Source organism: Mycobacterium sp. 5-140-3-2 (assembly GCF_035666375.1).
In the GTDB taxonomy this organism is placed as follows: domain Bacteria; phylum Actinomycetota; class Actinomycetes; order Mycobacteriales; family Mycobacteriaceae; genus Mycobacterium; species Mycobacterium intracellulare.
Genome location: NZ_CP142025.1, coordinates 4,413,681 through 4,434,612, shown reverse-complemented (window position 1 = coordinate 4,434,612; position 20,932 = coordinate 4,413,681). Strand labels below are relative to the sequence as shown.

The window sequence follows — 20,932 nt, the reverse complement described above, 5'->3', positions numbered from 1 at the left end:
AACACGCCGACGGCCCAAAGCAACAGAAACGCCGAAATTCGATCACGAGATGGTATGGAAATGCGCCGAAGTGCTTGACCCGGCAGATCAACCCGTGTCTAATCACATCAGTGTCATTTCCCGGTTGGCCGGCCGACTCCGGTGTCGCAGACCGAGATTCGATCACTTGTTCGAATTGTCTGTACATCAGAACAGTGGGAAATCAATCACTCTTTCTCAATCAAGCTGAGGAGGCGGACGACCGTATGTCTTACGAAACTTTTCGAGGCGCAATGGCGAGCACGCCGCACACCCCGATCGACTCGGCGCCGGCCCGACCCGCCCGGCCGCATTTGACCGTGGTTCCTGATGCGCCAGGCGCATTCGAGCCCGAGCCGTTGCCGGCGCCCGTCGCCGACCAGTGGCAGGACCGGGCGCTGTGCGCCCAGACCGACCCCGAGGCCTTCTTCCCGGAAAAGGGTGGTTCCACCCGCGAGGCCAAGAAGATCTGCCTGGGTTGCGAGGTGCGCCACGAGTGCCTCGAGTACGCCCTCGAGCATGATGAGCGCTTCGGGATCTGGGGCGGTCTCTCCGAACGCGAGCGCCGCCGCCTCAAGCGCGGCATCATCTAAAAGCCGCGCACCGTCGTTATTCGTCGTCGATCGTCGGATCGATGACCGATGGCTCAACGTCGAGATAGATGGCGACCTGGGCCACCAGGATTTCGTGCAGCAAGTCGCCGAGTTCGATGGTGTCCTTCGCCCGTCGCTCAATTGGCTTGCGGAACAGGACAATTCGCGCCCGCGTGGAGTTGCCGCGGATGTCGACACCGGCCGGGATCAACCGGGCCAGGGGGATCGGCCCGTCGGCGATCACCTCGGCCGGCCACTGCACGCTGTCGGGATCCTTGGCCGCGATCCGCGGAATCTCATCGACCGCCACGTCGAGGTCGGCCAGCCGGTCGTGCCAGCTCCGCTCGATGGGCTCGTAGGCCTCCAGCACCGCCATGTCGAACCGCTCGGCGCGGCTGCGCCACCCCGGCACGCTGGGGGGCAGCAGCGCCCCGCGCATCTCGCGACCCCGGCGGAACCGTCGATGGCCGGCGGGCCGGCGCGGAGCCGATCCGTCCGAAAACCGATCTCTTTGCGGGGAGCTGCGCGAATCGCCGCGGGATTCACTCATTGGGCCGATGGTAACGGTTGGACATCGGCGGCCGTCCGGTTGCGCGTGTCCGGCGCTTCGGCGGCGTTTGCGCACGATAGCCTTTCGAGCGTGAACGTTCCCCGTCGCTGTTGCCGGCCCGGGTGCCCGCACTACGCCGTGGCGACCCTAACGTTCGTCTATTCGGACTCGACGGCAGTCGTCGGCCCGCTGGCGACCGCTCGGGAACCGCACTCCTGGGATCTGTGCGTCAACCACGCCGGCCGCATCACCGCCCCCCGCGGATGGGAGCTGGTGCGCCATGCCGGCCCCCTGCCCACCCACCCCGACGAGGACGACCTGGTCGCCCTGGCCGACGCCGTCCGCGAAGGAGGTTCGGGGGATCGCGGCGCGCCGTACGGCGGCGCCCCAACGCCCGTGAACGGCTTCGCCGACCCGCACCTCCATCACGGCGGCACCCAGGCCACCGCGCCCAGCAGCAGCGTGCTCGCCCCGCCGGAGCATCGGTCCGGAAGGCGCCGCGGGCACCTGCGTGTGTTGCCCGATCCCAGCGACTAGGCGAATCCGCCCGCACCGCGGCTCGTGTTCTCTTCGGCCCGATAGGCTGACGGCCAAGAGTTCACGTCGTCAGGAGTCCCGCATGTCTCGGCCCGCCGCGACTGTCCACCGTGTCGTCAAGGCGTACGACGTGCGTGGTCTAGTCGGCGAAGAGCTCGACCAGCCGCTGGTCACCGATTTGGGCGCAGCCTTCGCCAGACTGATGCGCGCCGAGGGCGCCCGCCAAGTCGTGATCGGCCACGACATGCGCGACAGTTCGCCCACCCTGGCCGCGGCCTTCGCCGCCGGCGTCACCGGCCAGGGCCTCGACGTGGTGCGCGTCGGTCTGGCCTCGACCGATCAGCTCTACTTCGCCTCCGGGTTGCTGGACTGCCCCGGCGCGATGTTCACCGCGAGCCATAACCCCGCCGCCTACAACGGAATCAAGCTCTGCCGGGCGGGGGCCAAACCGGTCGGCGCCGAGAGCGGATTGCGCGTCATCGCCGACGACGTCATCGCCGGCGTGCAGGGTTACGACGGCCCACCCGGCACCGTCTCCGACCGCGACGTGCTGGCCGACTACGGGCAGTACCTGCGGTCCCTGGTGGACACCTCGGGGCTGCGCCCGCTGCGCGTGGCCGTCGACGCCGGCAACGGCATGGCCGGCCTGACCACCCCCGCGGTGCTCGGCCCGATCGCCTCGATCACGTTGTTGCCGTTGTACTTCGAGCTCGACGGCTCCTTCCCCAATCACGAGGCCAACCCGCTCGAGCCCGCCAACCTGGTGGACCTGCAGACGTTCGTGCGCGAGACCGGCGCCGACATCGGGCTGGCCTTCGACGGGGACGCCGACCGCTGCTTCGTGGTCGACGAACGCGGCAACCCCGTGTCGCCGTCGACGGTGACCAGCCTGGTGGCCGCGCGCGAGCTGGGCCGCGAGATCGGCGCGACGATCATCCACAACGTGATCACCTCGCGCGCGGTGCCCGAACTGGTCAGCGAGCGCGGCGGCACACCGCTGCGCTCGCGGGTGGGCCACTCCTATATCAAGGCGCTGATGGCCGACACCGGCGCGATCTTCGGCGGCGAACATTCGGCCCACTACTACTTCCGCGACTTCTGGGGCGCCGACTCCGGGATGCTGGCCGCGCTGTACGTGCTGGCCGCGCTCGGCGAGCAGGACCGCCCGCTGTCCGAGCTGACCGCGGACTACCAGCGCTACGAATCGTCCGGCGAGATCAACTTCACCGTGGCCGACGCCGCGCAGTGCACCGAGGCGGTGCTGAGATCGTTCGGCACCCGCATCCACTCCCTCGATCACGTGGACGGCGTGACGGTCGACCTGGGCGACGGCAACTGGTTCAACCTGCGCAGCTCGAACACCGAGCCGCTGCTGCGGCTCAACGTGGAGGGCCGCACCGCCGAGGACGTCGGCGCCGTGGTCGCCCAGATCAGCGCCGAAATCGCCGCGCAGACCCCACGCGCGGGGGCCGCCCCGTGAACGCCACCCAGGCAATCGATCTCGAAGACACCGACGGCCTGCTGACCGCCGACCGCGACGGCCTGCTGCGGGCGGCGTCGTCGGCCGGCGCGCAGGTGCGTGCGATCGCCACCGCGGTCGAGGAGGGCGCGCTGGACCCGCTGAGCGCCGAGGACCGTCCGCGCAGCGTGATCTGGGTGTCGGGCCGCGGCACCGCGGAGACCGCCGGGGCGATCCTGGCCGCGACGTTGAATTCGGTGGCGTCCCAGCCGTTCACGCTGGCCGGCGAGGCGCCCCCGTGGGTGGGGCCGCTCGACGTGCTGATCGTCGCGGGCGACGACCCCGGCGACCCCGCGCTGGTCGCCGCCGCCGCGACCGGGGTGCGCCGTGGCGCGCGGGTCGTGGTGGCCGCGCCCTACGAGGGTCCGTTGCGCGACGCCACGGCCGGGCACGCGGCGCTGCTGGCGCCCCGGCTGGGGGTTCCCGACGAATTCGGGCTGTGCCGGTATCTGGCCGCCGGGCTCGCGGTGGTGCACGCCGTCGACCCACGGCCCAGCGTGGACCTGGCGTTGCTCGCCGACGAGCTCGACGCCGAGGCGCTGCGCAACAGCGCCGCCCGCGAGCTGTTCACCAATCCGGCGAAGCTGCTGGCCGCGCGCATCGCCGACCGCCAGATCGCGCTGGCCGGCGACGGCGCCGCGACGCTGGCCCTGGCCCGGCACGGCAGCTCGGTGCTGCTGCGGATCGCGAACCAGGTCACCCCGGCCACCGGGCTGGCGGACGCGGTGGTCGCCCTGCGCGCCGCGGCCTCGTCCGGTTTCGGGGGCGCCATCGCCGATCCGGACGCCGCCCTGTTCCACGACGAGGAGATCGACGGGCCGCTGCCGCCGCGGCTGCGGGTGCTGGCGATCATCCTGGCGGCCGAGCAGACCGTGGTGGCCGCCCGGACGGCCGGGCTCGACGACGTGTACCTGCTCGCCGCCGAGGATGTGCCCGACGGTCCCGGCGGCTCGGCCGGCTCCGGTGTTTCGCCTGCGCTGGGGGGTCCCGGTCGCGTCGAGCAGCAGCTGGCAGTATTAGCCGTCCGGCTGGAGATGGCCGCGGTTTACATGCGACTGGTGCGGGGATAAATAGAACAGTGGAACTGCTTCGCGGGGCCTTGAGAACGTACGCGTGGGGTTCGCGTACCGCGATCGCCGAGTTCACCGAACGTCCGGTGCCGGCGGCGCATCCGGAGGCCGAGCTCTGGTTCGGCGCCCACCCGGGCGACCCGGCCTGGCTGGAAACCGACAACGGTGAGATCACGTTGCTCGAGGCGCTCGACGCCGACCCCGAGGGCCAGCTCGGCCCCGGGTCGCGGGCCCGCTTCGGGGACGTGCTGCCGTTCCTCGTCAAGGTGCTGGCCGCCGACGAGCCGCTGTCGCTGCAGGCGCACCCGAGCGCCGCGCAGGCGGCCGAGGGCTACCTGCGCGAGGAGCGGGTCGGCATCCCGCTGACCTCGCCGGTGCGCAACTATCGGGACACCTCGCACAAGCCGGAGCTGCTGGTGGCGCTGCACCCGTTCGAGGCGCTCGCGGGCTTCCGCCAGGTGTCGCGCACCGTCGAGCTGCTGCGGGCCCTGGCGGTCTCCGACCTCGACCCCTTCATCGATCTGCTGAACGACCAGTCCGACGCCGACGGCCTGCGCGCGCTGTTCACCACGTGGATCACCGCCCCGCAGCCCGACATCGACGTGCTGGTGCCCGCCGTGCTGGACGGCGCGATCGCGTACCTCAGTTCGGGGGCAACCGAATTCGCGGCCGAGGCCAAGACGGTGCTCGAGCTCGGCGAGCGCTATCCCGGCGACGCCGGCGTGCTGGCGGCGTTGCTGCTCAACCGCGTCAGCCTGGGCCCGGGTGAGGCCATCTTCGTGTCGGCCGGCAACCTGCACACCTACCTGCGGGGTTTCGCGGTGGAGGTGATGGCCAACTCCGACAACGTGTTACGGGGTGGGCTGACCCCCAAGCACGTCGACGTGCCCGAGCTGCTGCGGGTCCTGGACTTCGCGCCCACCACCGAGGAGCAGTTGCGGCCGCACATCCGCCGCGAGGGCTTCGGGCTGATCTATGAGACGCCGACCGACGAGTTCGCCGTCGCGCTGCTGGACCTCGAAGACGAGTACGTCGGCCACGAGGTGGATGCGACGTGCAGCCACGACGGCCCGCAGATCCTGTTGTGCATCCAGGGTTCCACGACGGTGCACGGCAAGTCCGGCTCGCTGACGCTCAAGCGGGGGATGGCCGCGTGGGTGGCGGCCGACGACGCCCCGATCCGGCTGGTCGCGCACGAGCCGAGCAAGTTGTTCAGGGCGACGGTAGGGCTGTAGCGGCTAGGACTGATGGTGGCGACCCGCAGCGCGCGGCTGGTGCCGAGCGCGGCGACCCGCTTCGCCCGGCTCCGCCGCGCTTGCGGTCGCCGCGGCCGCGTTTGCGGTCGCCACGCGCCGCTGCCTGACCGCCTGACGACGCTCGCCTAACCACAGGCGCGCGTTGTGCGCGATGGCGCGGCCGATGATCCGCGGCGGCGGCACCATGTAGAGGCTGTCCAGCAGGGAGAACCGGCGCAAAAACCATTCCGCCAGAACGGGTTCGGTTTCGGCGGCGCCGAGGAATTGGTCGAACAGCGCGCCGGAGGGCCGCCACCACCAGGGAATCGGCCCCTTCGTGCCGGCGTGGTGGAAGGTGATGTCGCCGATGGCGTTCATCATCCACACCGGGAAGGTGCTCCTGGCGGTGGCGCGGTGCAGCGTCGCGGCCAGTTGATCGTCGGGGCCTTGCAGCGCGCGGCGCAGATGGCCGGCCTGCAGGGAGGTCATCGTCATGCCCTGGCCGAAGGTGGGATTGAAGCTGGCCACCGCGTCGCCGAAGGCGATGATGCCGCCGGGGAAGCGCTCCAGTTTGTCGTAGCGGCGCCACCGGCTGGCCGGGAACGCGTGGAAGGCCGGATCGCCCAGCGGCTCGGCCTGTGCCAGCGCCACGCTGAAGCGGCCCGGCAGCAGCTGTTCGGCCAGACCCAGCATGTCGGGAAACGTTCTCGGCGGTTTGACGTCGGCCACGCCGAACGTGGTCAGGACCCAGGTGCCGTCCTCGTAGCACAGCATGCCCAGCCCCAGGGACTGGTCGTGGGAGGCGCCGGCGACGACGACCTTCTCCGCGATCAGCCCGTCGGGGATGCGGAACTGCTGGGTGGCGTAGTTGATGCCGATGTCGACGGCCTGTTCGACGGGGCGCGCAAAACCCCACTGCGCCAACCACACCGGCAGCCGGGTGCCCCGCCCCGCCGCGTCGACGACGAGGTCCGCGCCGACGAATTCCGGCTCCCCGCCGTCGGGATCGGCCGGATCCACCAGCGCACCGGTCACCCGTTGTCGCGCGGGGTCGAACCGCGGTTCGGCCACCGAGCGCCGCACGATGGTGACGTTGTCGAGGTCGTGAACCCGTTTGCGCAACTGCCATTCCAGGTGCGGCCGGCTCGGCACGTAGGCGGTGAATTCGTCGCGCAGGGTTTGCCCCGTGCCCAGGACGTGGCCCGCCGCGCCGAGGTGGATGCAGTCGGGCCGGTTCTTCAGCTTGGGCACGCCCGCGGCCACCATGTCGTCGAGCAGGCCGGGAAAGAGGTTCTCGAATTCGATCGCGCCGCGCGCCATCAACATGTGCAGGTGCCGGTCCTGGGGGACCGTCGCCCGGTTCGCCGGGAAGGCCGGCAACTCGTCGCGCTCGTAGACGGTGACCCGCGAATACGCGTCCGACAGCACCCGCGCGGCGCACAGCCCGGCGATGCTCCCCCCGATGACCAGCGCGTGGTCCCGCGCGTCTGCTTTGCTGTCCGGCATCTGGGGGGAGTACCCAGTACTGTGTCGGACCAATGGCTCCCAGCGTTGGGAAAGGGCGGTTGCATGGCCAATCGGTGGCGCACGAAGTCGGTGGAACAGTCGATCGCCGACACCGACGAGCCGGACACCAAGTTGCGCAAGGACCTGACCATGTGGGACCTGGTCGTCTTCGGCGTCGCGGTGGTGATCGGCGCCGGCATCTTCACGGTCACCGCGTCGACGACCGGCGACATCACCGGGCCGTCCATCTGGCTGTCGTTCGTGATCGCGGCGGGCACCTGCGCGCTCGCGGCGCTGTGTTACGCCGAGTTCGCCTCGACGCTGCCGGTGGCCGGTAGCGCCTACACGTTCTCGTATGCGACGTTCGGTGAGTTCTTGGCCTGGATCATCGGCTGGAACCTGCTGCTGGAATTGGCGATCGGCGCCGCCGTGGTGGCCAAGGGCTGGTCGAGCTACCTGGGCACCGTGTTCGGGTTCGCCGGTGGCACAGCCGAATTCGGATCGACCCAGGTCGACTGGGGCGCGCTGGTGATCGTCGCGGGGGTGGCGACGCTGATCGCGTTGGGCACCAAGCTGTCGTCGAGGTTCTCCGCGGTGGTCACCGGCATCAAGGTGTCGGTCGTGCTGTTCGTCGTGGTGGTCGGGGTCTTCTACATCAAGCGCGCCAACTATTCGCCGTTCGTTCCCAAACCGGAGGCCAGCAGCGAGGCCAAGGGCATCGACCAATCGGTTCTGTCGTTGTTGACGGGGGCGCACAGCAGCCACTACGGCTGGTATGGCGTGTTGGCGGGGGCGTCCATCGTCTTCTTCGCGTTCATCGGATTCGACATCGTGGCCACCATGGCCGAGGAGACCAAGCATCCGCAGCGCGACGTTCCCCGCGGGATCCTGGCGTCGCTGGGCATCGTGACCCTGCTCTACGTCGCGGTCGCGGTCGTGCTGTCGGGCATGGTGTCCTACACGCAGCTCAAGACGGTCCCGGGCCGCGGGCAGGCCAACCTGGCGACCGCCTTCACCGCGAACGGCATTCACTGGGCCAGCAAGATCATCTCGATCGGCGCGCTCGCGGGACTGACCACCGTGGTGATGGTGCTGATGCTCGGCCAGTGCCGGGTGCTGTTCGCGATGGCGCGCGACGGGCTGTTGCCGCGCTCGCTGGCCAAGACCGGTTCGCGGGGCACCCCGGTGCGGATCACCGTGCTGGTCGCCCTGGTGGTGGCCGTGACCGCGTCGGTGTTCCCCATCACCAAGCTCGAGGAGATGGTCAACGTGGGCACGCTGTTCGCGTTCGTCCTGGTCTCCGCCGGCGTGATCGTGCTGCGCCGGACCCGGCCGGACTTAGAGCGCGGCTTCAAGGCGCCGTGGGTGCCGCTGCTTCCGATCGCCTCGATCGCGGCCTGCGTGTGGCTGATGCTCAACCTCACCGCGCTCACCTGGGTCCGGTTCGGGGTCTGGCTGGTGGTCGGCACGGCGATCTACGTCGGCTACGGCTACCGGCATTCGGTGCAGGGCGAGCGTGAGGCGGCTGCGCCCGAGCCCAGCGACTCGCTCGAGGCGGACCCGAACAGCCCGGTGCCGTAGCGGCTGTTGGTTTACAAAATCATGGTGTTTGTCTAGACAGGAGACGCAAACGCCGGTATTGTCCAATCTCAACGTGGTGTGACTCACAAGGAGGTTGGGCAGATGACCACACTCGAACCGCAGGTAGAACAGGCAGCCGGCGCGCCCGCGTGGCGGGACAAGAAGCGCCGACTCTGGCTGATGGGGCTGATCGCGCCGACGGCGTTGTTCGTGATGCTGCCGCTCGTCTGGGCGCTCAACCGGCTCGGCTGGCACGCCGCCGCGCAGGCGCCGCTGTGGATCGGGCCGATCCTGCTCTACGTCCTGCTGCCGATCCTGGACCTGCGCTTCGGGCCCGACGGGCAGAACCCGCCCGACGAGGTGATGGAGCGCCTCGAGAACGACAGGTACTACCGCTACTGCACCTACGCGTTCCTGCCGTTCCAGTACCTCAGCGTGGTCTTCGGCGCCTACCTGTTCACCGCGTCGAACCTGAGCTGGCTCGGCTTCGACGGGCCGCTGGGCTGGGCGGGCAAGCTCGGCGTGGCGCTGTCGGTCGGGGTGCTGGGCGGCGTCGGCATCAACACCGCCCACGAGATGGGCCACAAGAAGGATTCGCTGGAGCGCTGGCTGTCCAAGATCACGCTGGCGCAGACCTGCTACGGCCACTTCTACATCGAGCACAACCGCGGCCACCACGTGCGGGTCGCCACCCCGGAGGACCCCGCGTCGTCGCGCTTCGGGGAAACCTTCTGGGAGTTCTTGCCGCGCAGCGTCTTCGGGAGCCTGCGCTCGTCGCTGCGGCTGGAGGCCCAGCGGATTCGCCGGCTGGGCAAGAATCCCTGGAACCCCCTCACGTACCCGTCCAACGACGTGCTCAACGCCTGGGCCATGTCGGTGGTGCTGTGGGGGATCCTGATCGCGGTCTTCGGGCCGGCGCTGATCCCGTTCGTGATCGTCCAGGCGGTCTTCGGCTTCAGCCTGCTCGAGGCGGTCAACTACCTCGAGCACTACGGCCTTCTGCGGCAACAGAATTCGAGCGGCCGCTACGAGCGGTGCACCCCCGCGCACAGCTGGAACTCCGACCACGTGGTGACCAACCTGTTCCTGTATCACCTGCAGCGACACAGCGATCACCACGCCAACCCGACGCGGCGCTACCAGACGCTGCGCAGCCTGGACGGCTCGCCCAACCTGCCCAGCGGGTACGCGTCGATGATCTCGCTCACGTACTTCCCGCCCCTGTGGCGCAAGGTCATGGACCACCGGGTGCTGGCGCACTACGACGGTGACATCACCCGGGTCAACATCCAGCCGCGGCTCCGCGAGAAGCTGCTCGCGCGCTACGGGGCCCAGGAGGCCCGCGCATGACCGCCTACCGCTGCCCCGGCTGCGACTACATCTACGACGAGGCGAAAGGCGCTCCGCGGGAAGGCTTTCCGCCGGGCACGCCCTTCAGCGACATTCCCGACGACTGGTGCTGCCCCGATTGCGCGGTGCGCGAAAAGGTCGATTTCGAAACTAGCCCGATAGGAGTGAACCGATGAGCGAGGACTACAAGCTTTTCGTCTGCGTCCAATGCGGATTCGAGTACGACGAGGCCAAGGGGTGGCCGGAGGACGGCATCGCGCCCGGAACCCGGTGGGCCGACATCCCGGAGGACTGGAGCTGCCCGGATTGCGGCGCGGCCAAAACCGACTTCGAGATGGTGGAGGTCGCCCGTTCGTGATTCGTTCGGCCGCCACCGCCAGTAGCGAAAGAGCCGATTTCGGCTCGCGAGCCACTATTGTCGCGCCTGTGAAGCGGATGCCGTACGCCGAGGCGTCGCGCGCCCTGCTGCGTGATTCGGTGCTCGACGCGATGCGCGAGGAGCTGCTGACCCGGGACTGGTCGGCCATCACCCTGTCCGACGTGGCCCGCGCCGCGGGCATCAGCCGGCAGACCATCTACAACGAGTTCGGCTCGCGGCAGGGGCTGGCGCAGGGGTACGGCCTGCGCCTGGCCGACCGCCTGGTCGACGCCGTCAACGCCGCGCTGGGTGCCCACGTCGGCGACATCTATGCGGCGTTCCTGCAGGGCTTCCGCGACCTGTTCACCGAGCTGTCGGCCGATCCGCTGGTGATCTCGCTGCTGACCGGCGTCGCCAAGCCGGACCTGCTGCAGATCATCACCACCGGCAGCGCGCCCATCATCACGCGGGCCTCCGAGCGGCTGACCACTGCGCTCACGCACAGCTGGGTGGCCACCAGCGACGAGGATGCCGGTGTGCTGGCGCGCGCCATCGTGCGGCTGGCGCTGAGCTATGTGTCGATGCCGCCCGAGGCCGACCACGACGTGGCCGCCGACCTGGCGCGGCTGATGACCCCGTTCGCCGAGCGGCACGGCGTCGTCAAGGTTCCCTGAACGTTCCCTGGCCCGTGCGGCGCGCGGGCGCACGACTACAGTGGCGCAAGAACATACCTAAGCTAATTACCGCTTGGATCCGAGCGAGCCCCGAGACGGCAGGAAAAAGGAAGAGAAGCCATGACGACGACCGAAAACGCACTCACCCCCGACGTTCGAAACGGCATCGACTTCAAGGTCGCCGATTTGTCGTTGGCGGATTACGGTCGCCGGGACATCGAGCTCTCCGAGCAGGAGATGCCCGGTCTGATGTCGCTGCGCCGCGAGTACCACGACGTGCAGCCGCTCAAGGGCGCGCGCATCTCGGGTTCGCTGCACATGACCGTGCAGACCGCGGTGCTGATCGAGACCCTCGTCGCGCTGGGCGCCGAGGTGCGGTGGGCGTCCTGCAACATCTTCTCCACCCAGGACCACGCCGCCGCGGCCGTCGTCGTCGGCCCGCACGGCACCCCCGAAGAACCCAAGGGTGTGCCGGTGTACGCGTGGAAGGGCGAGACGCTCGAGGAGTACTGGTGGGCGGCCGAGCAGGTGCTGACCTGGCCCGACGAGCCGGCCAACATGATCCTGGACGACGGCGGTGACGCCACCATGCTGGTGCTGCGCGGCGCGCAGTACGAGAAGGCCGGCGTGGTGCCGCCCGACGACGAGGACGACTCGACCGAGCACCGGGTGTTCCTCAACCTGCTGCGCAAGCGCTTCGAGACCGACAAGGACAAGTGGACCCAGATCGCCGCGTCGATCAAGGGCGTCTCGGAGGAGACCACCACCGGCGTGCTGCGGCTCTACCAGTTCGCCGCCGCCGGCGACCTGGCGTTCCCGGCGATCAACGTCAACGACTCGGTCACCAAATCCAAGTTCGACAACAAGTACGGCTGCCGGCACTCGCTGATCGACGGCATCAACCGCGGCACCGACGTGCTGATCGGCGGCAAGAAGGTGCTGATCTGCGGCTACGGCGACGTCGGTAAGGGTTCGGCCGAGTCGGTGGCCGGCCAGGGCGCCCGGGTGACGGTCACCGAGATCGACCCGATCAACGCCCTGCAGGCGCTGATGGAGGGCTTCGACGTCAAGCGGGTGGAGGACGTGATCGGCGAGGCCGACATCATCATCACGACCACCGGTAACAAGGACATCATCACCCTCGAGCACATGAAGGCGATGAAGGACAAGGCCATCCTGGGCAACATCGGCCACTTCGACAACGAGATCCAGATCGCCCGGCTGGAGAAGTCCGGCGCCACCAAGACGAACATCCGCCCGCAGGTCGACCTGTGGACCTTCCCGGACACCGGCAAGTCGATCATCGTGCTCTCCGAGGGCCGGCTGCTGAACCTGGGCAACGCCACCGGCCACCCGTCGTTCGTGATGAGCAACAGCTTCTCCAACCAGGTCATCGCGCAGATCGAGCTGTGGACCAAGAACGACGAGTACGACAACGAGGTCTACCGGCTGCCCAAGCACCTCGACGAGAAGGTGGCCCGCATCCACGTCGAGGCGCTCGGTGGCAAGCTGACCAAGCTGACCAAGGAGCAGGCCGAGTACATCGGCGTCGACGTCGACGGCCCCTACAAGGCCGACCACTACCGCTACTGAGCCGGCTTTGGCCGAACGCCCGGCCAAGCGGGCGTTCGGCACCGAGTGCCCGGCCAGCCGGGCACTCGGCGAGGGACTAGGCTCGCGCCGTGCTGATCGCGATCGAAGGCGTCGACGGCGCCGGCAAGCGGACGTTAGCCGAAGGGTTGCTGTCCGCTTTCGAAGCGGCCGGGCGGTCGGTGGCCACGCTGGCCTTCCCGCGGTACGGGCAATCGGTGACCGCCGACATCGCGGCCGAGGCGCTGCACGGCGAGCACGGGGACCTGGCGTCCTCGGTCTACGCGATGGCGACCCTCTTCGCGCTCGACCGCGCCGCCGCGGTCCAGCAGCTCGAGGGGCTGCGCCGCGACCACGACGTGGTGATCATGGACCGTTACGTCGCGTCCAACGCGGCCTACACCGCCGCGCGCCTGCATCAGGACGCGGGCGGGCCGGCGGTGGCGTGGGTGCACGGCCTCGAATACCAGCGCCTGGGTCTGCCCGCGCCCGACTGGCAGGTGCTGCTGGCGGTGCCGGCCGAACTGGCCGGGCAGCGGGCGCGCAGCCGCGCCGCATCCGATCCGGGCCGGGCGCGCGACAGCTACGAACGCGACGACGAGCTCCAGCAACGCACCGGCGACGTCTACGCGGGGCTGGCGGCCGCGGGCTGGGGCGGCCCGTGGCGGGTCGTCGACAAAGACGTCGATCCGGGTGGTTTGGCCGCCAGTTTGATGGCCAGATAGCACAGATTTGTCACGATTCGGCCGTATCGGAGAAGAAACGCCCGTGTGGCGCCCGAGTTTTGTCCCGATCTGGTGACACCATGGACTCCATGAGGCAAAGGATTTTGGTCGTCGATGACGACGCTTCGCTAGCCGAGATGCTCACCATCGTGCTTCGTGGGGAGGGTTTCGACACTGCGGTCATCGGTGACGGCACCCAGGCCCTGACTGCGGTGCGCGAACTGCGCCCCGATCTGGTGTTGTTGGACCTGATGCTGCCCGGCATGAACGGCATCGACGTGTGTCGGGTGTTGCGCGCCGATTCCGGCGTGCCGATCGTGATGCTGACCGCCAAGACCGACACCGTCGACGTGGTCCTTGGCCTCGAGTCGGGCGCCGACGACTACATCATGAAGCCGTTCAAGCCCAAGGAGCTGGTGGCCCGGGTGCGGGCGCGGCTGCGGCGCAACGACGACGAGCCCGCCGAGATGCTCTCCATCGCCGATGTCGAGATCGACGTGCCCGCGCACAAGGTCACGCGCAACGGCGAGCAGATCTCGCTGACCCCGCTGGAGTTCGACTTGCTGGTGGCGTTGGCGCGCAAACCGCGGCAGGTGTTTACTCGTGATGTGCTGCTCGAACAGGTGTGGGGCTATCGTCACCCGGCGGATACCCGCCTGGTGAACGTGCACGTCCAGCGTCTGCGGGCCAAGGTCGAGAAAGACCCTGAGAACCCGACCGTGGTGTTGACCGTTCGAGGAGTTGGGTACAAGGCCGGACCTCCGTGACCGGTAGGAACACGTGATCTGGGGCTCCCGGCGACGCACACGGAGCCGCTGGGGGCGCTCCGGCCCCATGACTCGCGGCATGGGCGCAGTGAGTCGGGCCGTCGCCATCGCCTGGCGCCGCTCGCTGCAGTTGCGGGTCGTCGCGTTGACGCTTGGGCTGTCGCTGGCGGTCATCCTGGCGCTCGGCTTCGTGTTGACGTCTCAGGTCACCAACCGCGTGCTCGACGTCAAGGTCAAGGCCGCCATCGAACAGATCGAGCGGGCGCGGACCACGGTCGGTGGGATCGTGAACGGCGAGGAGGCGCGCTCGCTGGACAGCAGCCTGCAGCTGGCCCGCAACACGCTGACGTCCAAGACCGACCAGGCCTCCGGCGCGGGGATGGCCGGCGCCTTCGACGCGGTGCTGATGGTGCCGGGCGACGGACCGCGCGCCGCCACCACGGCCGGCCCCGTCGACCAGGTGCCCAATTCCTTGCGCGGCTTCGTCAAGGCCGGGCAGGCGTCCTACCAGTACGCGACCGTGCACACCGACGGGTTCTCGGGCCCGGCGCTGATCGTCGGCACCCCGGCGTCCTCGCAGGTGGCCAACCTGGAGCTGTACCTGATCTTCCCGCTGAAGAACGAGCAGGCCACCATCCAGCTGGTGCGCGGCACCATGATCACCGGCGGCGCGGTGCTGCTGGTGCTGCTGGCCGGGATCGCGTTGCTGGTGTCGCGCCAGGTCGTCGTGCCGGTGCGGTCGGCGTCGCGCATCGCCGAACGGTTCGCCGAGGGGCACCTGTCGGAACGGATGCCGGTGCGCGGCGAGGACGACATGGCGCGGCTGGCGATGTCATTCAACGACATGGCCGAAAGCCTGTCGCGACAGATCACCCAATTGGAGGAGTTCGGTAACCTGCAGCGCCGCTTCACTTCTGACGTGAGCCACGAGCTGCGCACCCCGCTGACCACGGTGCGCATGGCCGCCGACCTGATCTATGACCACAGCGCGGACCTCGACCCGACGCTGGCGCGCTCCACCGAGCTGATGGTCAGCGAGCTGGACCGGTTCGAGTCGCTGCTCAACGACCTGCTGGAGATCTCCCGGCACGACGCCGGTGTCGCCGAGCTGTCCGTCGAGGCGGTCGACCTGCGCACCACCGTGCGCAGCGCGCTGAGCAACGTGGGGCATCTGGCCGAGGACGCCGGCATCGAACTGCAGGTGGATTTGCCCACGCACGAGGTGATCGCCGAGGTCGACACCCGCCGGGTGGAGCGGATCCTGCGCAACCTGATCGCCAACGCCATCGACCACGCCGAGCACAAGCCGGTCAAGATCCGGATGGGCGCCGACGAGGACACGGTCGCGGTCACCGTCCGCGACTATGGGGTCGGGCTGCGCCCGGGCGAGGAGAAGCTGGTCTTCAGCAGGTTCTGGCGCGCGGACCCCTCGCGGGTGCGCCGGTCCGGCGGCACCGGGCTCGGCCTGGCGATCAGCATCGAGGACGCGCGGCTGCACCAGGGCCGGCTGGAGGCGTGGGGCGAACCGGGCGACGGCTCGTGCTTCCGGCTGACGCTGCCGTTGGTCCGGGGCCATAAGGTCACCACCAGCCCGCTGCCCATGAAACCGATCCCGCAGCCTTCTCAGCCGGGTGGTCCCGCCCCGCAGGCCGGCGGGTCCGAGCGCAAGGAACGTCCGCAGCGCCAGCGTGAGCACGCCGAAAGGACCCTGTGATGCGGCGCCTGCTGGGCCTGCTGATGCTGGCCGTCCTGCTGGCTGGCTGCGCCGGGGTGCCCAGTTCGTCGGCGCCGCAGGCGATCGGCACCGTCGAGCGGCCGGCGCCGTCAAACCTGCCCAAGCCGACCCCGGGCATGGACCCCGACGTGCTGCTGCGCGAATTCCTCAAGGCCACAGCCGATCCGGCGAACCGGCACCTGGCCGCCCGCCAGTTCCTCACCCAGTCGGCGTCCAACTCGTGGGACGACGCCGGTAGCGCGCTGCTGATCGACCACGTCGTGTTCGTCGAAACCCGTGCGGCCGAACGTGTTTCGGCGACCATGCGGGCGGACATCCTGGGCTCGCTGTCCGACATGGGGGTGTTCGAAACCGCCGAGGGCGTGCTGCCCGATCCCGGGCCGATCGAGTTGGTCAAGACCTCCGGCGGCTGGCGCATCGACCGCCTGCCGAACGGGGTTTTCCTGGACTGGCAACAGTTCCAGGCGACCTACAAACGCAATACTCTTTACTTCGCCGACCCGACCGGCAAGACCGTGGTCCCCGATCCGCGCTATGTCGCGGTGCCCGACCACGACCAGTTGGCGACCGAGCTGGTGTCCAAGGTGATCGCCGGGCCGCGGCCGGAGATGGCGCACACGGTCCGCAACCTGCTCGCCCCCCCGCTGCGGCTGCGCGGGCCGGTGACCCGGGCCGACGGCGGCAAGAACGGGATCGGGCGGGGGTATGGCGGGGCGCGCGTCGATCTGGAGAAGCTGTCCACCACCGACCCGCACAGCAGGCAATTGGTTGCGGCGCAGATCATTTGGACGCTGGCCCGCGCCGACATCCGGGGACCGTACGTGATCAACGCCGACGGCGCGCCGCTGGACGACCGATTCCGCGACGGGTGGACCACCTCCGATGTCGCGGCCACCGATCCCGGCGTGGCCGACGGCGCGGGCGCCGGGCTGCACGCCCTGGTGAATGGCTCACTGGTGTCGCTGGACGGGCAGCACACCTCGATGGTGCCGGGCGCGTTCGGTCGCATGGGGGATCAGACCGGTGCCGCGTTGTCGCGCAGCGGCCGGGAGGTGGCGTCCGTGGTGACGCTGCACCGCGGCGCCCCGGACATGGCGGCCTCCTTGTGGATCGGTGATCTGGGTCAGGAGGCGGTGCAGTCCGCCGACGGGCACAGCCTGTCGCGCCCCACCTGGTCGCTGGACGACGTGGTCTGGGTGGTGGTCGACGGCAACAACGTGCTCCGGGCGATCCAGGAGCCGGCGTCGGGGCAACCCGCGCGCATTCCGGTGGATTCGGTGGCGGTGGCCACCCGGTTCCCGGGGCCGATCACCGACCTGCAGCTGTCCCGCGACAGCACGCGGGCCGCGATGGTGATCGGCGGGCAGGTGATCCTCGCCAGCGTCGAGCAGACCCAGGCCGGCCAGTATGCGCTCACGTATCCACGCCGGCTGGGCTTCGGGTTGGGCAATTCGGTGGTGTCGCTGTCGTGGCGCACCGGCGACGACATCGTGGTGACCCGCACCGACGCCAACCATCCGGTCTCGTACGTGAACATCGACGGGGTGAACTCCGACGCGCCGGCCCGCGGACTGCAGATGCCGGTGACCACCGTGGTGGCCAACCCGTCCACGGCCTACGTCGCGGGACCCGAAGGGGTGCTGCAGTATTCGCCGTCCGCCGACGGTCAGCAGGGCTGGTCGGATGTGCCCGGGCTGACGATTCCCGGCGCGGCGCCGGTGCTGCCGGGCTAAGCGCTAACCTCGATCTTTCGTGAAGATGGGGTGGTGACGGGCGTGTGATGCACGGAAGTGCCTGTCCTGCTTGAGAAAATGTGACTTGTCTAGGGTCCATGTTCTGCAAGCGGGAAGGCACTCCGTAGGTGAAGCGTAGCCGTTGTGGTGGGTTTAGGGTCGAGGCTGGTCGCGAGTCGTTGATTTCCTCGACTGGTGCGGCGCTGCTCGTGCAGACTGCGCAGGTCAGCGGCTTGACGTCGGTTCTCTCGGATCAGCTGCGGTCGTGGCGGGCGCCGCGCTCGGTCCACGATCCGGGCAAAATGGTGCTGGATCTGGCGGTGGCGATCGCGCTCGGCGGTGACTGCTTGGCCGATGCGGCGCTGCTGCGTGCTCAGCCGGAGTTGTTCGGTGCGGTGGCCTCTGATCCCACGATCAGCCGGCTGCTGGAGACTCTCGGCGGGGATCCCGCCGCGGCGATCGCCGCGATCCGTCATGCGCGGGCGAGCGCGCGGGCGACGGTGTGGCAGCTGTGCTGCCCGGTTCCTGTAGCTGGGGAGGTCGTCGTCGATCTGGACGCCACCTTGATCGGGGCGCATTCGGATAAAGAAGGCGCGACCCCGAACTTCAAGCGGGGATACGGGTTTCATCCGATGATGGCGTTCGTTGATCACGGTGCCGGCGGTACCGGGGAGCCGTTGGCGGCGATGTTGCGTCCCGGGCGGGCCAACGCCAGCGACGCCGCCGATCAGATCGCGGTCCTTGATGCCGCGTTGGCCCAACTGCCCCAGGGGGTGCGCGATCGGGTGCTGGTGCGAGGCGACACCGGTTCGGGAGTCAAGGAATTCCTCTGGCACATCCACCACCTGGGTCTGTCCTACTCGGTCGGTGTCTACGGTCGCCAACCCGTGCTGGATGCCCTGGCCGCCCTGCCACGCCAGGCCTGGCGGCGCGCTAAGGACGCCGATGGGTGTCTGCGCGAGGGCGCTCAGGTTGCCGAACTGACCCGCTGGCTGCCGGCGACGTTCGTTGGCTGGCCGCCAGGGATGCGGGTGATCGCCCGCCGGGAACGCCCACATCCCGGTGCCCAACTGCGCATCACCGATGCCCACGGCTGGCGCATCACGATGTTCGCCACCAACACCACCGGCGGGCGACTCGCCGACCTCGAAGTACGCCACCGACTGCGGGCCCGCGCCGAGGACCGCATCCGCACCCTCAAAGACACCGGCCTGGCCAACCTGCCGCTGCAGGCCTTCGGCAAGAACGAGATCTGGCTCGAGCTGGCCGCTCTGGCCTACGAGCTGCTGACCTGGACCCAACTACTGGCCTGGCCCGATCACCCCGCCCGCAGCTGGGAACCCAAACGACTGCGCCTGCGCCTGCTTTCGGTGGCCGGCCGGGTCATCACCACCGGACGCCGTCGCATCCTGCGCCTGAGCAGACGATGGCCCTGGTCAGAACTACTGACCAGGGGTCAACGAAACCTCGCCGCACTCAATTGAATTCACCACAACATCCCTACGGCCCAGGACCCAGGAGAACCGGCGACCCAGCGCCGGGGACGCTCCACGCCCAACCCACCGCACCGGCAACAACCGACCAATCGACAACAACCAACCCACCTCAAGAAAGATCGAGGCTAAGCCTCGCCGTGTCACCCCCGCCCGCCACACTGGCGGCGTGCTCGATCTCATCCTGCCGGCCGAATGCGGCGGCTGCGGCGCGCCGTCGTCCCGGTGGTGCGAAGCCTGCGCCACGGAGCTGGCCGTCAGGCCGGACGAGCCGCACGTGGTGAACCCGCGCATCGACGCGGGCGTCCCGGTGTTCGCGCTCGGCCGCTACGCCAACGCCCGCCGGCAGGCGATCCTGGCGCTCAAGGAACACGGCCGCGCCGATCTCGTCGCGCCGCTGGCGCGCGCACTGGCGCTCGGGGTGCACCGGCTGCTGTCGTGGGGGATCCTCGACACCCCGCTCACGATCGTGCCGGCACCGACCCGGCGTTCGGCCGCGCGCCGGCGCGGCGGTGACCCCGTTCTCCGGTTGGCCCGCGCCGCGGTGGCGCAGCACCCGGAGATCGCCGTGGCCCAGGCACTGCGGATCAAGGCCTTGACCCGCGACTCGGTGGGGCTGGGCACCGCCGCGCGGGAACGCAACATCACCGGCCGGGTCGTGCTGTGCGGCCGGCCGCCTGCCGCCGACGTCATGGTCGTCGACGACATCGTCACCACCGGGGCGACGGCGCGCGAGTCGGTGCGCGTCCTTCAGGCCGCGGGGGTCCGGGTCGTCGCGGTGCTGACGATCGCCGCCGCGTGAGGCGGTGAACCGGCCAAGAGGTTGTGAAGAACTCGCAACAGCTCTGCGAAATTAGTGGCATGGGTAGGCGAACACGAGCTAACGTCGGAATCAACATTCATTGACTCACTTGGTCGGGATATTCCCAGGTTGAGCCCCACTTGCGGGAAGGGGTGAGTAATCGACACCTTGCACCGGCGGGCAGCCTGCGGCGGTAGCCAGTCTCGAACCGCTCTCACCTCGTCGGCGCATCAAGCCAGCCGGGCACGCAACGCGCGTGCGACGTGTAAAGAGAAATGAGTTGTCACGTATGTCAAGGCTATCCGTGGATTCCGGTCAGATTCTGGACCAACCTCCCTCCGCCCCCGATGGGCAAGCCCAACCGACAACCACCGCCGACGTTGTGTTCAAAGGCCGCAACGTAGAAATCCCCGATCATTACCGCCTGTACGTCTCCCAAAAACTCGCCCGCCTCGAGCGGTTCGATCGCTCCATCTACCTCTTCGATGTCGAGCTCAAACACGCTCCCAACCGGCGGCAGCGCAAATCCTGTCAACGCGTGGAGATCACCGCCCGTGGCCGGGGCCCGGTGAGCCGGGCGGAGGCCTGCGCCAACAGCTTCTACGCCGCGTTCGAGTCCGCGGTGGACAAGCTGGAGAGCCGGCTGCGCCGCGTCAAGGACCGCCGCAAGGTCCACTACGGCGACAAGACGCCGGTCTCGCTGGCCGCCGCCACCGCGGTGCCGCCCCCCGAACCGGCGCGCGGCGCGCCCGAGGCGCCCGTCGACCACGGCGCATCGAATGACGGCGTGGACCAGGACCACGAACCCGGACGGATCGTGCGGACCAAGGAGCACCCGGCCACGCCGATGACGGTCGACGACGCGCTCTACGAGATGGAGCTCGTCGGGCACGACTTCTTCTTGTTCCACGACAAGCACACCGAGCGGCCGTGCGTGGTCTACCGGCGGCACGCCTACGACTACGGCCTGATCCGACTGGGCTGATCCCGTCACCCTGCCGAACGTCGACTTATTGCGAGATTTCAAGCAAATTGGCGCAAGAAGTCGACGTTCGGCGCCCAAAGAGCGACGTCACCTAGGATGGGTGTCGCCAAA

General features: G+C 69.0%; 20 protein-coding genes. 18 read left to right on the top strand and 2 right to left on the bottom strand.

The window, feature by feature from the left end:
- The first annotated feature begins 272 nt into the window (after positions 1–272).
- On the top strand, positions 273–611 hold the full coding sequence (locus tag P6281_RS20670) for a WhiB family transcriptional regulator (RefSeq protein WP_014380966.1): 339 nt from the start codon (positions 273–275) through the stop codon (positions 609–611).
- A gap of 16 nt (positions 612–627) precedes the next feature.
- On the opposite strand, the gene P6281_RS20665 is transcribed toward P6281_RS20670, so the two are convergent.
- Positions 628–1,050, bottom strand: coding sequence for a metallopeptidase family protein (locus P6281_RS20665; RefSeq protein WP_009955382.1), 423 nt, complete (start codon positions 1,048–1,050; stop codon positions 628–630).
- Positions 1,051–1,251: 201 nt separating this feature from the next.
- Between P6281_RS20665 and P6281_RS20660 the strand changes: the two genes are divergently transcribed.
- The 4 genes from P6281_RS20660 (at position 1,252) to manA (ending at position 5,522) form a co-directional block, all read left to right on the top strand.
- Positions 1,252–1,698 (top strand): DUF3499 domain-containing protein, encoded by a 447-nt coding sequence (locus P6281_RS20660; RefSeq protein ID WP_193375011.1) that lies wholly within the window; start codon positions 1,252–1,254, stop codon positions 1,696–1,698.
- A gap of 82 nt (positions 1,699–1,780) precedes the next feature.
- On the top strand, positions 1,781–3,178 hold the full coding sequence (locus tag P6281_RS20655; protein WP_014712268.1) for a phosphomannomutase/phosphoglucomutase: 1,398 nt from the start codon (positions 1,781–1,783) through the stop codon (positions 3,176–3,178).
- Positions 3,175–4,287 carry a hypothetical protein gene (locus P6281_RS20650; RefSeq protein WP_014383187.1) on the top strand — a complete coding sequence of 371 codons (1,113 nt, stop codon included), beginning with the start codon at positions 3,175–3,177 and terminating at the stop codon, positions 4,285–4,287. Before P6281_RS20655 ends, P6281_RS20650 begins: the two co-directional genes overlap by 4 nt.
- A gap of 8 nt (positions 4,288–4,295) precedes the next feature.
- The gene (manA, locus tag P6281_RS20645; RefSeq protein WP_008259799.1) at positions 4,296–5,522 is read left to right on the top strand and encodes a mannose-6-phosphate isomerase, class I; all 1,227 of its coding nucleotides are present in this window, start codon (positions 4,296–4,298) and stop codon (positions 5,520–5,522) included.
- Positions 5,523–5,525: 3 nt separating this feature from the next.
- Here manA and P6281_RS20640 read toward each other — a convergent pair whose 3' ends face one another.
- Complete coding sequence (locus P6281_RS20640; protein ID WP_324738982.1) at positions 5,526–6,992, bottom strand: FAD-dependent oxidoreductase; 1,467 nt, start codon at positions 6,990–6,992, stop codon at positions 5,526–5,528.
- A gap of 99 nt (positions 6,993–7,091) precedes the next feature.
- Between P6281_RS20640 and P6281_RS20635 the strand changes: the two genes are divergently transcribed.
- From P6281_RS20635 to hpf, 13 genes are all read left to right on the top strand, one after another.
- On the top strand, positions 7,092–8,609 hold the full coding sequence (locus P6281_RS20635) for an APC family permease (RefSeq protein ID WP_201358940.1): 1,518 nt from the start codon (positions 7,092–7,094) through the stop codon (positions 8,607–8,609).
- A 102-nt stretch (positions 8,610–8,711) separates the two neighbouring features.
- Positions 8,712–9,959, top strand: coding sequence for an alkane 1-monooxygenase (locus P6281_RS20630; RefSeq protein ID WP_008259796.1), 1,248 nt, complete (start codon positions 8,712–8,714; stop codon positions 9,957–9,959).
- Complete coding sequence (locus P6281_RS20625; protein WP_008259795.1) at positions 9,956–10,135, top strand: rubredoxin; 180 nt, start codon at positions 9,956–9,958, stop codon at positions 10,133–10,135. Before P6281_RS20630 ends, P6281_RS20625 begins: the two co-directional genes overlap by 4 nt.
- The gene (locus P6281_RS20620; RefSeq protein WP_014385674.1) at positions 10,132–10,317 is read left to right on the top strand and encodes a rubredoxin; all 186 of its coding nucleotides are present in this window, start codon (positions 10,132–10,134) and stop codon (positions 10,315–10,317) included. Before P6281_RS20625 ends, P6281_RS20620 begins: the two co-directional genes overlap by 4 nt.
- 77 nt (positions 10,318–10,394) lie before the next feature.
- On the top strand, positions 10,395–10,991 hold the full coding sequence (gene alkX / locus P6281_RS20615) for a TetR family transcriptional regulator AlkX (protein WP_009957362.1): 597 nt from the start codon (positions 10,395–10,397) through the stop codon (positions 10,989–10,991).
- 120 nt (positions 10,992–11,111) lie between these two features.
- Positions 11,112–12,584 (top strand): adenosylhomocysteinase, encoded by a 1,473-nt coding sequence (ahcY, locus tag P6281_RS20610; RefSeq protein ID WP_014385673.1) that lies wholly within the window; start codon positions 11,112–11,114, stop codon positions 12,582–12,584.
- Positions 12,585–12,673: 89 nt separating this feature from the next.
- Positions 12,674–13,306: a dTMP kinase gene (locus P6281_RS20605; RefSeq protein WP_014942809.1), complete on the top strand. Its 633-nt coding sequence runs from the start codon at positions 12,674–12,676 to the stop codon at positions 13,304–13,306.
- An 80-nt stretch (positions 13,307–13,386) separates the two neighbouring features.
- Complete coding sequence (gene mtrA / locus P6281_RS20600) at positions 13,387–14,073, top strand: two-component system response regulator MtrA (protein ID WP_007168097.1); 687 nt, start codon at positions 13,387–13,389, stop codon at positions 14,071–14,073.
- Between the two features lie 13 nt (positions 14,074–14,086).
- Positions 14,087–15,787 (top strand): MtrAB system histidine kinase MtrB, encoded by a 1,701-nt coding sequence (gene mtrB, locus P6281_RS20595; protein WP_008259762.1) that lies wholly within the window; start codon positions 14,087–14,089, stop codon positions 15,785–15,787.
- Entirely contained in the window at positions 15,787–17,541 is a 1,755-nt protein-coding gene (lpqB, locus tag P6281_RS20590; RefSeq protein WP_014383182.1) for an MtrAB system accessory lipoprotein LpqB, read from the top strand. Before mtrB ends, lpqB begins: the two co-directional genes overlap by 1 nt.
- Positions 17,542–17,669: 128 nt before the next feature.
- Positions 17,670–19,025, top strand: a complete 1,356-nt coding sequence (locus P6281_RS20585; protein ID WP_155254931.1) for an IS1380 family transposase — start codon at positions 17,670–17,672, stop codon at positions 19,023–19,025.
- 178 nt (positions 19,026–19,203) lie between these two features.
- Complete coding sequence (locus P6281_RS20580) at positions 19,204–19,836, top strand: ComF family protein (protein ID WP_014385653.1); 633 nt, start codon at positions 19,204–19,206, stop codon at positions 19,834–19,836.
- Between the two features lie 304 nt (positions 19,837–20,140).
- Positions 20,141–20,821, top strand: a complete 681-nt coding sequence (gene hpf, locus P6281_RS20575) for a ribosome hibernation-promoting factor, HPF/YfiA family (protein WP_014942806.1) — start codon at positions 20,141–20,143, stop codon at positions 20,819–20,821.
- The last annotated feature ends 111 nt before the right edge of the window (positions 20,822–20,932 follow it).